At 73.1% G+C, this 13,179-nt stretch carries 10 protein-coding genes; 9 read left to right on the top strand and 1 reads right to left on the bottom strand.

The window, feature by feature from the left end:
* The first annotated feature begins 109 nt into the window (after positions 1-109).
* The 3 genes from ACWICD_RS05110 (at position 110) to ACWICD_RS05100 (ending at position 5,575) form a co-directional block, all read left to right on the top strand.
* Complete coding sequence (locus ACWICD_RS05110) at positions 110-997, top strand: aldo/keto reductase (protein ID WP_454139485.1); 888 nt, start codon at positions 110-112, stop codon at positions 995-997.
* A gap of 18 nt (positions 998-1,015) precedes the next feature.
* A complete protein-coding gene (locus ACWICD_RS05105) occupies positions 1,016-2,851 on the top strand; it encodes a thioredoxin domain-containing protein (protein WP_454139484.1) in 1,836 nt (611 codons plus the stop codon).
* Between the two features lie 141 nt (positions 2,852-2,992).
* Positions 2,993-5,575: a hypothetical protein gene (locus tag ACWICD_RS05100; protein WP_454139482.1), complete on the top strand. Its 2,583-nt coding sequence runs from the start codon at positions 2,993-2,995 to the stop codon at positions 5,573-5,575.
* Positions 5,576-5,667: 92 nt separating this feature from the next.
* On the opposite strand, the gene ACWICD_RS05095 is transcribed toward ACWICD_RS05100, so the two are convergent.
* Complete coding sequence (locus tag ACWICD_RS05095) at positions 5,668-6,900, bottom strand: glutamyl-tRNA reductase (RefSeq protein WP_376130088.1); 1,233 nt, start codon at positions 6,898-6,900, stop codon at positions 5,668-5,670.
* Positions 6,901-6,938: 38 nt separating this feature from the next.
* On the opposite strand from ACWICD_RS05095, the gene hemE reads away from it, so the two are divergent.
* From hemE to hemL, 6 genes are read left to right on the top strand one after another with little or no spacing between them, the layout of a single operon-like run.
* Positions 6,939-8,009, top strand: a complete 1,071-nt coding sequence (gene hemE, locus ACWICD_RS05090; protein ID WP_376130085.1) for a uroporphyrinogen decarboxylase — start codon at positions 6,939-6,941, stop codon at positions 8,007-8,009.
* The gene (locus ACWICD_RS05085) at positions 7,999-9,225 is read left to right on the top strand and encodes a protoporphyrinogen/coproporphyrinogen oxidase (RefSeq protein WP_454139480.1); all 1,227 of its coding nucleotides are present in this window, start codon (positions 7,999-8,001) and stop codon (positions 9,223-9,225) included. Before hemE ends, ACWICD_RS05085 begins: the two co-directional genes overlap by 11 nt.
* Before the next feature lie 38 nt (positions 9,226-9,263).
* Complete coding sequence (gene hemQ / locus ACWICD_RS05080; RefSeq protein ID WP_376130079.1) at positions 9,264-9,929, top strand: hydrogen peroxide-dependent heme synthase; 666 nt, start codon at positions 9,264-9,266, stop codon at positions 9,927-9,929.
* Complete coding sequence (gene hemC / locus ACWICD_RS05075; protein WP_376130076.1) at positions 9,904-10,854, top strand: hydroxymethylbilane synthase; 951 nt, start codon at positions 9,904-9,906, stop codon at positions 10,852-10,854. The genes hemQ and hemC overlap by 26 nt, the downstream gene beginning before the upstream one ends.
* Complete coding sequence (gene hemB / locus ACWICD_RS05070) at positions 10,851-11,831, top strand: porphobilinogen synthase (RefSeq protein ID WP_376130074.1); 981 nt, start codon at positions 10,851-10,853, stop codon at positions 11,829-11,831. The genes hemC and hemB overlap by 4 nt, the downstream gene beginning before the upstream one ends.
* Positions 11,828-13,156 (top strand): glutamate-1-semialdehyde 2,1-aminomutase, encoded by a 1,329-nt coding sequence (hemL, locus tag ACWICD_RS05065; RefSeq protein WP_454139478.1) that lies wholly within the window; start codon positions 11,828-11,830, stop codon positions 13,154-13,156. The genes hemB and hemL overlap by 4 nt, the downstream gene beginning before the upstream one ends.
* Positions 13,157-13,179 lie beyond the last annotated feature (23 nt).

Raw genomic sequence — 13,179 nt, 5'->3', positions numbered from 1 at the left:
GAGGGCGGGTTCCCGGGAGTGCTGCCACGGGGCTTCCGGGCGAGATCTGTGGCACCGGATCCTGCAGATCGCACGGCGGCCGGGCGCACCCCGGTCGTAGGCTGTTCGCATGGCAGACCACCACGCAGATCACCGCGCCGACGTCACGGCGGAGCACCTCGCCGACGTGCCGCGCATCGCGCTCAACTCGGGGCACGACATCCCGCAGTTCGGCTACGGCGTCTTCAAGGTGCCGCCCACGGAGACCGAGAAGGTCGTCACCGAGGCGCTGTCGCTCGGGTATCGCCACATCGACACCGCCGCGATCTACCGCAACGAAGAGGGCGTCGGAGCCGCGATCGCGAGGAGCGGCATCCCGCGCGACGAGCTGTTCATCACGACGAAGCTGTGGAACGACCGGCAGGCCGGCGACGACCCGCGCGCCGCGCTCGACGAGAGCCTCGCGAAGCTGGGCCTCGACTATGTCGACCTGTATCTCGTGCACTGGCCCGCGCCCGCCAATGACCAGTTCGTGAACGCCTGGACGAAGCTCGCGGCCCTCGGCGACACGGGACCCGTGCGCTCGATCGGCGTGTCGAACTTCCTCGTCGAGCACCTCGAGCGCGTCGTCGACGCGACGCAGAAGCTGCCCGCCGTCAACCAGATCGAGCTGCACCCCGCCTACCAGCAGCGCGATGTCGTCGCGTGGTGCGCTGAGCGGGGCATCCGCATCGAGGCGTGGGGCCCGCTCGGACAGGGCAAGTACGACCTGTTCGGCACTCCTGCCGTGCACGACGCCGCCGCGGCGCACGGGCGCACGCCCGCGCAGGTCGTGCTGCGCTGGCACATCCAGAAGGGGAACATCGTCTTTCCGAAGTCGGTCAACCCCGACCGGCTGCGCGAGAACTTCCGGATCTTCGACTTCGCCCTCTCCGACGCCCAGATGGCGGCGATCGACGCGCTCGACCCGGGTGACGGCACGGGTCGCGTCGGAACCCACCCGAACGACCTGAATTGACCACACCCGGGCCATGACATGAACGAGCGCCTCTCGCTCTCGGCGAGCCCCTATCTGCGTGCCCACGCCGACAACCCGGTCGCGTGGCACGCGTGGGGCGAGGCGGCGTTCTCGGAGGCGCGACGGCGCGACGTGCCCGTTCTCGTGTCGATCGGCTACTCGACCTGTCATTGGTGCCACGTCATGGCACGGGAGTCCTTCGCGGATGCCGCCACCGCGGCCGACCTCGATGCGGGGTTCGTCGCGATCAAGGTCGACAGGGAGGAGCATCCCGAAGTCGACGCCGCATACATGGCCGCCGCGGCGGCGTTCACCCCGAGCCTCGGCTGGCCGCTCACGGTCTTCACGACGCCCGAGGGGCGCCCGTTCTTCGCCGGGACCTACTTCCCGCCCGAGCCGCGCGGCGGCCTGCCCGCGTTCCGTCAGGTGCTCGCGGCCGTGCGAGAAGCGTGGACGGAGCGTCGTGGTCAGGTCGACGGCACGGCCGAGGCGATCCTCGACGCTCTCTCCGACGTCCGGGCGAACGCCCACGACCGCACCGGCGCGCTTCCCGATGCCGCAGGGCTGCGCGCCGCGGCGCGCGCCCTCGCGACGCGGGAGGACCCCGAGCACGCCGGATTCTGGAGCGGCGACGCGGGAGCACCCAAATTCCCCGTCGCGACGGGGCTGGGCTTCCTGCTCAGCCGGCTCGTGCGCACGACCGAGCCCGCGGCGGCCGCCGTCGCGCACCGGGCGCTTCGGACCATGGCGGATTCACCGCTGCGCGACCCGGTCGAGGGCGGCTTCTTCCGGTACGCCACCCGGCGCGATTGGACCGTGCCGCACTACGAGCGGATGCTGACCGACAACGCACTGCTGCTCGACATCGCCCGCGACACCGGCGACGAGCGCACGGCGCGGGGCATCGTCGCCTTCCTCACGGGCGTGCTGCAGCAGCCGTCGGGAGGGTTCGGCGCGGCGCAGGACTCCGAATCGTGGATCGACGGTGCTCGCAGCGAAGGCGGGTACTACCGGCGCGACGACCGCGCGGGCCTCGAGCCGCCGCTGGTCGACGGCAAGATCGTGACGGGATGGAACGGCCTCGCGATCGGCGCCCTCGCCCGCGCCGGCGCCCGCTTCGGCGAGCACGAGTGGATCTCGGCGGCCGCGTGGGCGGCGGATGCCGTGCTCGGCGCGAACACCCGCCCCGACGGAACGCTCGTGCGGGCGTCACTCGACGAGATCCCGTCCCAGGCGGTCGCGACGCTCGCCGACTACGGCCAGCTCGCGACCGGCCTGGTCGCACTCGCCGTCGCGACGGGTGACCCGGCCGCGGCCGTGCGGGCCCGTGGGCTCGTCGAGGCGTGTCTCGTCGGCGACGAGGCGACGGTCCCCGGCGGCGGTGATCCCGTCCTCGCGGCGCAGGGTGTCGGCGCCCCGGACGCGGCATCGGACGGCGACGAGCCTTCGGGCGTGGCTGCGCTCGCCGACGCGGCCACGCAGCTCTGGCTGCTCGGCGCCGGCGACGCGTCGCGGCTCGCCGCCGAGCGGCTGATCGCCCGTCACACCGCCGCCGCGCTCGCCCAGCCGCTCGCGCACGGCGCACTCCTGCGGGTGGCGGCGCTTCTCGCGGGACCGCCGCGACAGGTCGTCGTCATCGGCGACGCGGGCGACCCGCTCGCGCGCGCCGCGCACGGCCTCGACGCCGACGTCGTCGCGGTCGTCACCGCCGAACAGGCCGCCGCCTGGGCGCGCGCGGGGTTCGCACTGTTCGCCGACAAGGCCGCGGTCGACGACCGCGCGACCGCCTACGACTGCCGCGATTTCGCGTGCCGCCTTCCCACGACCGACCCCGCCCGGCTGCGCGCCGGCTGAGCCTCGGTGCCTGATCGGAGCACGGCAATCCGGCCACCGAGCACGCACAATCACCGCTGCGGCACGGCATGAGGGCTCGCTCGCGAGCTCGCGCCGGAACGGATTCCTACCGTCGTTCTGAAACGAACGAAGGGAAGAATCATGTCCATCCGGAAAGCGGCTCGCGATCGAGCCGACGTCACGACCGTCACCCGGCGGATGCTGCGGGCACGGCGCACGTTCACGCGCCGAGCCGTGCGGCTGGTCGCGACCATCCTCGCGACGGCGATCGTCGCGACCGGCGCGGTCGTCGGCGTGCAGAGCGCGTCGGCGGCCTCACAGGGTCCCGGCTTCGGCACGTGGCCGAGCAGCCAGATCGGCTGGGAGGGCGCTTTCGTCGCCCCCGACGGGAGCCTCATCTACTGCATCGTGCCCGGCGCCGCCAACCCCACCGGGGCGACGAGCTCCGCCGGCATCCACTCATCGATCATCTCGGACAGCCCGTTCGGGACGGCGACCATCAGCGGCGACGCCGCGGCGAAGATCAACACGATCGTCACGCAGTACGGGCAGAGCTGGGACAACGTGAACGCCTCGGCGGTCTCGTTCGTCGTCAAGCACCTCGCGAACCCGGGTGCGACCTACAGCTCCAGCGGCTGGAACGGCACGCACGACCTCAACGGGTACATCAACTACAAGCTCGTCGGACTCGTCGGCTCGGCGACCGTCGGCGCGATCCAAGCCCGTGCGCAGCAGCTGCTCGCGGCCGTCGCGAACGTCACCGCCGGGGCCGTGAACGGCTCGGGCACCCTCGTCTTCACGACCGACGCCGCCAACAACTACGCCGGTACGGTCACGATGGTGGGAACATCGGCGACGGGAACCGTCTCGCTCACGAACGGCACCTTCGTCTCGACCGGCAGCGGCTCGCTCGCCGGCATGCGGCAGGGCGTCGCCTACCCCGTGCGCGGCGTTCCGCCGACGCACGACGGCGCCGCGTACCGGATCTCGGGCTCGGGCACCTTCGGGTCGGGATACGCCCCGGCGCTGCACCTGTGGACGACGCCGGGCCAGCAGGCCGCCGTCGGCCCCGGCGGCGCGGGAACATTCCGCGTCACCGGCAGCGACACGGTCGGTCGCACGGTGACCTTCGCGCCGCACATCACGACGCAGGTCGAGCAGGTCTACGCACCCGGTGGCACGTTCGTCGACCACGTCACCTTCGGCACGTCGCTCAACGAGTGGCCGCGCCTGGCGGGCGGCGCGTTCGCCACGATCACGGCGACGGCCCGCGTCTACAAGACGCCCACTCAGCCCACCTCACCCACGACGGAGATCCCCGAAGACGCGGTGGATGTGGGCGGTCTCACGGTCGTGACCGACCCCGCGATCGGCCCGTCGCAGTCGTATCGCGTCGAGTCGGAGTGGGAGCTGCCCGGTCCCGGTCACTACACCGCGGTGTGGAGCATCGTCGGTGCCGACCAGTCCGCGCAGACGATCGCCTACCTGCAGCACGGTCCGACCTACGAGCGGCACGAGCTGTTCGGAGAGAAGACCCAGATGACGATGGTGCCGAACATCACGTCGCAGGCGCAGCCGACGGCGCAGAAGGGCGGCACGGCCCTGGACACCGTCATCGTCGCCGACGTGCTGCCCACCGGCGGTGCCGAGATCTCGACGGCGCTGTACCGCGTTCCCGAAGACGTCGAGGCATTCGGCGCGTGCGAGGCGGCGAACCTCGTCTGGCAGAGCGAGACGCTACACATCGACGCCGTCGGACGCTACACGTTCACGGCGCCGGTCGTGCCGGCCTTCGGCGACTACGCGTGGCAGCACCGCGCCGACGACGTCGAGGGACGGGAGATCATGGTCAGCGAGTGCGGCATCGAGAGCGAGATGACCTCGGCCCCCGTGCCGACGATCGGCTCGCTCGCGCCCGAGACGATCGGCTACGCCGGTCTCGTGCACGATGTCGCGATCGTCGACGGACTGGTGCCCGCCGACGGTGAGACGTACGTCACGTTCGAGCTGTACCGCGCTGTCGACGGGGTCGCCCCGATCGAGTCCTGCACGGCGGATTCCCTCGTGGGGGACACGAGCAACCGGCCCATCGTCATCACGCAGGCGGGGGAGTACACCTCGCCCGGCATCCGTGTCACCGAAGCGGGCACGCACTACAGCGTCGAGTACCTGTGGTGGCGTGCGGACGCCGAGGACGACCCGATCGTGCTCGATGAGGGCGAGTGCGGCCTGGCGCACGAGACGACGGTCGTGAGCGAGCCGTCGCTGCGCACGCAGGCGACGCCGTCGGTCGGGATCGGCGACACCTACCGCGACGAGGCGTTCGTCGAGGGACTCGGCGACGACGTGGCGGCCGAGATCGTCTTCGAGGTGTTCCACAACGCGCACAATCAGGCGCCGACCTGCACGGCCGAGACCCTCGTCGACACGGGTCGCACCTCGATCGTCGGCTCGGGCGTCTTCGCCTCGCCCGCCCTCACGGCGAGCAAGGAAGGACGCCAGCTCTGGGTCGCGACCCTGCAGCACACGCCCGAAGGCGCCGACGGACCCGTCGTGCTGGCGAAGGGCGCGTGCGGTGAGGAGGATGAGGTGACCCTCGTGCGCGGAGAGCTGCCGCTCACCGGTTCGCTCGGCACGCCGTGGGTCGCGGGGCTCGCGGGCCTGGCGCTGCTGGCCGGGGCGACGATCCTTCTGATCCGTGTCCGGAGGTCCACCGCCGCGTGACACGTCACACCGGCGCCCTCGACTCTCCGTCGGGGGCGCCGGTGTGTTGTCGGTGCTCGCCTGGTGCCGGTGGGATGCCGGTGCGACGACGGTCAGATCGCTTCGAGCCCGCGCGGGCATCGGGCCTGGGCGGGCACGTCGATGCCGAAGACGATCCCGAGCGCGCGCTCGTACTCGTCGAGGCGTCCTTGTTCGGCGTACTCGCGGGCGCGCACCGACGGGGTGTGCGAGATGACCCCGGCGAGGTGACGCAGCGCCGCCTCGGTGGCGGGGTCGCCGCCCCGGGCGGCGACCCGGGCGAGCTCGTCGTCGAGGGCGGCCTGGATGTGCGAGCGCACCGCGACGACGGCGGGAGCCGCCGCCGCTTCGGCCGTGAAGGCGGCCGCTGCCGACCCGACGATCTCGTGCGCACCCGCGCCGAGTTCGGGAAGCGCGGCGTGCCGGCCCAGCAGCTCGAGGTCGAGCAGTTCGACCCCGTCGAGGTCGGTGACGGCGGCATCGACGTTGCGCGGCAGGCCGAGGTCGATGATGAGGCGCGGGGCGCCCGTGGGCACGTCGTCGGCGACGACCGTGTAGCGCGTCGTGCAGGTGAGGACGATGCGGGCGCCGCCGATCGCCGTGCGCAGATCGTGCTCGGCGCGGATGCCGTAGCGTGCGGCGAACTGCTCGGCGCGACCGGTCGCGGAATACACGCGAACGTCGGCGGCTCCGCGGGCACGCAGGGCGGCGATCGTCGTCGCGGCGTACTGGCCGGTGCCGACGATGAGGACCGGCGTGCTCTGCCAATCGGACACGCGCGTGTCGGCCAGTTCGAGCGCGAGCCGGGCGAGGGAGCGGCCGCCCGCGGCGACATCGGCCCGCGCGCGGACGGCGCGGGTCGCGTGCGCGGCACGCTGGAAGACGCGCTCGAGGGCCGGACTCGCCGTGCCGCCGCGGCGTGCCGCCGCGAGCGCGCGCTGCACCTGACCGCTGATCTCGCCTTCGCCGACGACCATCGACTCCAAGCCCGAGCTCACCGAGAAGAGGTGGCGCACGACGTCGTCGCCCGCGACGGTCACCGCCGACGCACGCAGCGCGGAGATGTCGGCGTCGGGCAGCGCCAGCTGATCGAGCACGGCCTCGCGCGCGACGGCGACGGCGCCCGTGAGGGGCTCGTCGATCTCGAGATACGTCTCGAACCGGTTGCACGTCGCGAGCACGACCGCTCCGCGCACGAAGTCGTGCGCGTCGGTGAGGTCGGCGGCGGTCGCCTCGGCGACACGCGAGATGCGGTCCAGGACCTCGAACTCGGTGTTGCGGTGATTCGCCGTCAGACAGAACAGCACCCGGAGATTGTAACGGCGCGAGGTCGTAGCCTGGCTGTGTGCTCTCCGATGTGACAGTCCTTCCCGACACCCACCCCCTGCGCGACGGCAGGACGAGCGAGGCCCGGCTCGTCCGCGCCGCACGCGGCGACCGGCCCGAGACCCTGCCGGTGTGGTTCATGCGTCAGGCGGGCCGCTCGCTGCCGGAGTACCGCGAGCTGCGGGCCGGCACCGAGATGCTCCAGTCGTGCCTCACTCCGGCGCTCGCCTCCGAGATCACGCTGCAGCCCGTCCGGCGCCACGGCGTCGACGCCGCCGTCTTCTTCAGCGACATCGTCGTTCCCGTCCTGCTCGCCGGCGTCGACGTCAGCATCGTGCCCGGACGCGGCCCCGTGATCGCGAACCCCGTGCGCTCCGCATCCGATGTCCTGGCGCTGCGTCCGCTCGAACCCGACGCGCTCGCGCCGATCTCGGAGGCCGTCGCGCGCACGGTCGCCGAGCTCGGCGAGACCCCGCTCATCGGCTTCGGCGGAGCGCCGTACACCGTCGCGAGCTACCTCATCGAGGGCGGACCGTCGAAGGACCAGCTGCGCACGCGCGCGCTCATGCGCAGCGACCCGCACACGTGGGCGACGCTGCTGAACTGGTGCGCCGATGTGACGGGGGCCTTCCTGCGCGCACAGGTGCTCGCCGGGGCGAGCGTCGTGCAGCTCTTCGACTCGTGGGCGGGGTCGCTCTCGCGCGACGACTACGTGCGCCGCGCGATGCCGCATTCGCGCCGCACGATGGACTGGCTGCGCGGGCTCGACGTGCCGCGCATCCACTTCGGCCTCGGTCTCTCGGAGGCACTCGACGCGACGCCGGCGGTCGGAGCCGACGTCATCGGCATCGACTGGCGCCTGCCGCTCGACGTCGCGAACCGGCGCCTGGGCGGCACGATGCCGCTGCAGGGCAACATCGACCCCGCCCTGCTCACGGCGCCCTGGAAGATCGTGGAGCGTCACGTGCGCGACGTCGTCGAGCGCGGCTCGGCGGCTCCGGCGCACATCGTCAACCTCGGCCACGGCGTGCCGCCCGAGACCGACCCCACCGTGCTGACGCGCATCGTCGACCTGGTGCATGAGCTCTGACGTCATCGTCGTCGGGGGCGGCGTCGCGGGCCTCGTCGCCGCGCGCCGTCTGGCCCTCGCGGGCCGGAACGTCGTGCTGCTGGAGCGCGCCGACCGGCTCGGCGGGCAGGTGCAGCCGCTGCCGCTCGCCGGAGTGATACTGGACGCCGCCGCCGAATCGTTCGCGACGCGCGGCGGTGCCGTCGCGGCGCTGGCCGGCGAGCTCGGCCTCGAGGTCGTGTCGCCCACTCCCGCGCCCGCGTGGCTGCACCGCGCCGACGGGACCGCCGTGCCGCTGCCGGTCGCCGGCGTGCTGGGCATTCCGGGCACACCGCTCGCGCACGACGTCGTCCGCGCGATCGGACGACTCGGGGCCTGGCGGGCTGCGCTCGATCGGGCCCTGCCCGCGCGGATCGGCCGGGATGCGGCATCCCTCGGCGCGCTCGTGCGTGCCCGCATGGGGTCCCGCGTCGTCGACGGGCTCGTCGCCCCCGTCGTGCGCGGCGTGCACTCGAGGGAGCCCGACGCCCTGCCCGTCGATGCGGTGTCGCCCCGGCTGCGCGCCGAGCTCGCGGCCCGCGGATCGCTCGCGGCGGCCGTGCAGGCGCTGCGCGCTCAGGCGCCGGCCGGCACGCAGGTCGGGGGCCTGCGCGGCGGGATGCACCGCCTCGTCACGGCCCTCGCCGCCGACGCGGACCGGCTCGGCGTCGACGTGCGCACGGGCGTCGACGTCACCGCGCTCGATGCCCGTGGCGTCGTCGTCGACGGGGAACGCCTCGACGGCACCGCCGTGCGCGCCTTCTCGGCACCCGGTCAGCGGCGGCGACTCACGCTCGTCACGCTCGTCGTGGACGCTCCGGCCTGGGATGCCGCACCGCGCGGCACGGGACTGCTCGTGGCCGCCGACGCGCCGGGTGTGGGGGCACGGGCCCTGACCCACATCACCGCGAAGTGGAGGTGGGCAGCCGACGCGCTCGGAGCTCGGCACGCCGTGCGGCTGTCCTATGACGGAGACCCCGCCGGCGACGCTGTCGCGTGCGCCGTCGCCGACGCGCAGAAGCTGCTCGGCGCGCCGGTCCAGACGGTGACGGATGCTGCCGTGCAGGCCTGGGAACGCGGCGTGCAGCCGTACCGCGACGACATCGTCTCGGTGGGAGAGGGCGTCGCCGGCACGGGCCTTGCCGGCGTCGTCGCGCACGCCGAGCGGACGGCCGCGGCGATGACGACGTCGACGTGACGGGTCGCACCCGGTCGGAAAAGGAGGAGGATGGACGGGTGAGTTCTGCGAACGAAGGCACCGATCCGACGACGTTCTACACGCTGTGGGCGGTGTTCCGCCGCGACCCGCACCCCGCACCCGCCACGGGCTCCGGCTTCGCCGAGATCTCGGCGGGCGTACCCAGCCTGCGCGGCGTCTACGACGTCTCGGGCCTGCGCGCCGACGCCGATGTGATGCTGTGGCTCACCGGCGACACCGCCGACGGTCTGCAGGCCGACCTGCGCACGCTGCGCCGCTCGCTCGAGCTCTCGCCGCTGCTGCCGACGTGGAACGCGCTCGGCGTGCACCGCGACGCCGAGTTCAGCCGCGACCACTCACCCGCCTACGCGCGCGGCCTGCCGCCCAAGGGGTGGCTGACGGTGTACCCGTTCGTGCGCAGCTACGAGTGGTACCTGCTGCCGCCCGCCGAGCGCGGCGCGATGCTCGCCGACCACGGCCGCAAGGGCCGCGAGTACCCGGGCGTGCAGTCGAACACCGTCGCGAGCTTCGCGCTGGGCGACTACGAGTGGCTGCTCGGCCTCGAAGCCGACGATCCCATCGAGCTCGTCGACCTCATGCGGCACCTGCGGTTCACCGAAGCGCGCCGTCACGTGCGCGAAGAGGTGCCGTTCTTCACGGGTCGCCTCATCACACCCGATGAGCTGGGTGAGGTGCTCGCGTGACCGGGGCGACGTCGCCATGAGCGTGCTGCGGATCGGCACGCGCGCGAGCGCCCTCGCGATGACCCAAGCCGCGACCGTCGCCGATGCCCTCGGCGGCGAGCTCGTGCCGATCGTGTCCGAGGGTGACCGGTCCACGGCGTCGCTGTCGGCCCTGGGCGGCACGGGCGTCTTCGCGGCCGCGCTGCGCGAGGCGCTCCTGGCCGGCGAGATCGATGCCGTCGTGCACTCGTTCAAGGACCTTCCCACGAGCCCTCTCGAGGGACTGTCGATCGCCGCGGTGCCGAAGCGGGCGGATGCACGCGACGCACTGTGCGCCCGCGACGCCCTGACGCTGGACACCCTGCCCGAGGGGGCGAGGATCGGCACGGGGTCGCCCCGCCGCCGCGCGCAGCTCGCGAGGCGCCGACCCGACCTCGACCTCATCGACATCCGCGGCAACATCGACACGCGCCTGGGCCGGGTCGGCACCGATCTCGACGCCGTCGTGCTCGCCGCGGCGGGTCTCGGGCGGCTCGATCGGCTCGGGGTCGTGACCGAGCTGTTCGACCTCGACGGCTGGCCCACGGCCCCCGCACAGGGGGCGCTCGCGGTCGAGACCCGCGCGGGCGACGAGCGTCTCGCGGCGCGGGTCGACCACCGTCCGTCACGCGTCGCGGCCGAAGCGGAGCGGGGCGTGCTGGCCAGGCTCGAAGCGGGGTGCGCGGCTCCCGTCGGTGCCCACGCGTTCGTCGAGGACGGGATGCTGTTCCTCTCGGCGCGGGTCTACCGACCCGACGGCGGGGATCAGCTCACGAGTTCGCACGCCGCCTACATCGGCGACGTCACGGCGCTCGAGATCGCCCACCGCGTCGCCGATGAACTGCTCGCCGCGGGAGCCGCCGAACTGGCGCCCCTGCGTGCCCGTCTCTACGAGGACCCCCGATGAGCGCTTTCCCCTCCGTCCGCCCGCGCCGACTGCGCGCGAATGCGGCCTGGCGCCGGCTCGTGCAAGAGGCCCGCGTGAGCCCCGCACAGCTCGTGCTGCCGCTCTTCGTGCGGGAAGGAGCGAGCGAGCCCGTGCCGATCAGCTCGATGCCCGGCGTCGTGCAGCATTCGCTCGACTCGCTGAAGCGCGAACTGCACCGCGCCGCGACGGCGGGCATCGGCGGGATCATGCTCTTCGGCGTGCCCGAGCACAAGGACGCCGTCGGTTCGGGGGCGACCGACGACGACGGTATCCTCAACGTTGCCACGCGCGTCGCCGCCGCCGAGGTCGGCGACACGCTGGTCGTGCAGACGGACCTGTGCCTCGACGAGTTCACCGACCACGGCCACTGCGGCGTGCTGGATGACAACGGCCGCGTCGACAATGACGAGACCCTCGAGCGGTACCGCGACATGGCTCTCGCGCAGGCCGGCGCCGGATCGCGACTGCTGGGGCTGTCCGGCATGATGGACGGCCAGGTCGCTGCGGTGCGTGCCGTGCTCGACGGCGCCGGCCACGACGAGACGGCGATCCTCGCGTACGCCGCGAAGTACGCCTCGGCGTTCTACGGGCCCTTCCGCGAAGCGGTGCAGTCCACGCTCGTGGGGGACCGCCGCACCTACCAGCTCGACCCCGCGAACCGCCGCGAGGGGCTGCGCGAAGTCGATCTCGACATCGCCGAAGGCGCCGACATCGTCATGGTCAAGCCCGCCATGAGCTATCTCGACGTGCTGGCCGAAACGGCGGCATCGGCACCCGTGCCCGTCTGGGCGTACCAGGTGTCGGGGGAGTACGCCATGATCGAGGCGGCAGCCGCCCACGGCTGGATCGACCGCGCCCGCGCGATCGACGAATCGCTCGTCGGGATCGTGCGCGCCGGTGCCGACGCCGTCCTGACCTATTGGGCCATCGAGGCCGCCGAGAGGCTCTGCGCATGACGACGAACGACGACGCCGCAATCCGGGCACGGGCCGTCATCCCCGGTGGCGTGAACTCGCCCGTGCGCGCCTTCGGCTCGGTGGGCGGCACGCCCCTGTCGATCGTTCGCGCGAACGGGGCCACCGTGCGCGACGTCGCCGGCCGCGACTACGTCGACCTCGTCGCGTCGTGGGGCCCCGCGCTGCTCGGCCACGCGCACCCCCGGGTCGTCGCCGCCGTGCAGGAGGCGGCATCCCGAGGCCTGTCGTTCGGTGCCTCGACACCGGCCGAGACGGAGCTGGCCGAGCTCGTCATCGACCGGCTGCGCGTCGACGGCGTGCGCGGCATCGACCGCCTGCGGCTGGTCTCGACGGGCACCGAGGCGACCATGACCGCGATCCGCATCGCGCGCGGCGCGACCGGACGCGACGTCATCATCAAGTTCGCGGGGCACTACCACGGGCACTCCGACGGACTGCTGGCCGAATCCGGCTCCGGTGTCGCGACGCTCGGGCTGCCGGGCTCGGCGGGAGTGCCGGCCGACGTCGCGGCGCTCACGCTCGTGCTGCCCTACAACGACCGTGCCGCGATCGACGCGGCGTTCGCGGCGCACCCGGGTCGCATCGCGGCGATCATCACCGAGGCGGCCGGGGCCAACGCCGGCATCCTCGCGCCCGAGACCGGCTTCAACGCGTTCCTCAGCGAGACGGCGCACGCGAACGGCGCGCTGCTGATCCTCGACGAAGTGCTCACGGGCTTCCGCGTCGGACCGGCCGGCTGGTGGGGGCTGGAGCGCGCCGCGGGCGAGCAGTGGCGCCCCGACCTCGTGACTTTCGGCAAGGTCATCGGCGGGGGGATGCCGCTGGCGGCGATCGGCGGCCGCACCGACCTGATGGAGCTGCTCGCGCCGCTCGGCCCCGTCTACCAGGCGGGCACCCTGAGCGGCAATCCGCTCGCCGTCGCGGCGGGCCTCGAGACGCTGCGTCTCGCTGATGCCGACGTCTACGACCGTGTCGACGGTGCCGCTCGCACGGTCTCGACGGCGCTCGGCGAGGCACTGGCCGCCGAGGGCGTCGCCCACGTCGTCTCGCACGCGGGCAGCCTCTTCTCGCTCGCGTTCCGTCCGGACCCCGTGCGCGACTACGACGACGCCCGCGCGCAGGAGGCGTGGCGCTATCCGCCCTTCTTCCACGCGATGCTCGACGCCGGCGTATCGCTGCCGCCGAGTGTGTTCGAGGCGTGGTTCCTCACGGCAGCCCACGACGATGCCGCGATCGAGCGGATCCTGGCGGCGCTGCCGGATGCCGTGCGGGCCGCGGCATCCGCGTCGCCACCCGCCCGCTGACGACCGCTTCAGGGAGCGCCCCC

The organism is Microbacterium sp. NPDC055357 (assembly GCF_053644835.1).
Note: the sequence above shows the minus strand (reverse complement) of the source record. Positions and strands in the feature narration are given on the sequence as shown.

Excerpts from the sequence above, each read along its gene's own strand:
- hemB (WP_376130074.1), top strand. The coding sequence starts at position 10,851 with ATGAGCGCTTTCCCCTCCGTCCGCCCGCGCCGACTGCGCGCGAATGCG.
- ACWICD_RS05100 (WP_454139482.1), top strand. The coding sequence starts at position 2,993 with ATGTCCATCCGGAAAGCGGCTCGCGATCGAGCCGACGTCACGACCGTC.
- hemC (WP_376130076.1), top strand. The coding sequence starts at position 9,904 with ATGAGCTGGGTGAGGTGCTCGCGTGACCGGGGCGACGTCGCCATGAGC.
- hemL (WP_454139478.1), top strand. The coding sequence starts at position 11,828 with ATGACGACGAACGACGACGCCGCAATCCGGGCACGGGCCGTCATCCCC.
- ACWICD_RS05110 (WP_454139485.1), top strand. The coding sequence starts at position 110 with ATGGCAGACCACCACGCAGATCACCGCGCCGACGTCACGGCGGAGCAC.
- ACWICD_RS05105 (WP_454139484.1), top strand. The coding sequence starts at position 1,016 with ATGAACGAGCGCCTCTCGCTCTCGGCGAGCCCCTATCTGCGTGCCCAC.
- ACWICD_RS05085 (WP_454139480.1), top strand. The coding sequence starts at position 7,999 with ATGAGCTCTGACGTCATCGTCGTCGGGGGCGGCGTCGCGGGCCTCGTC.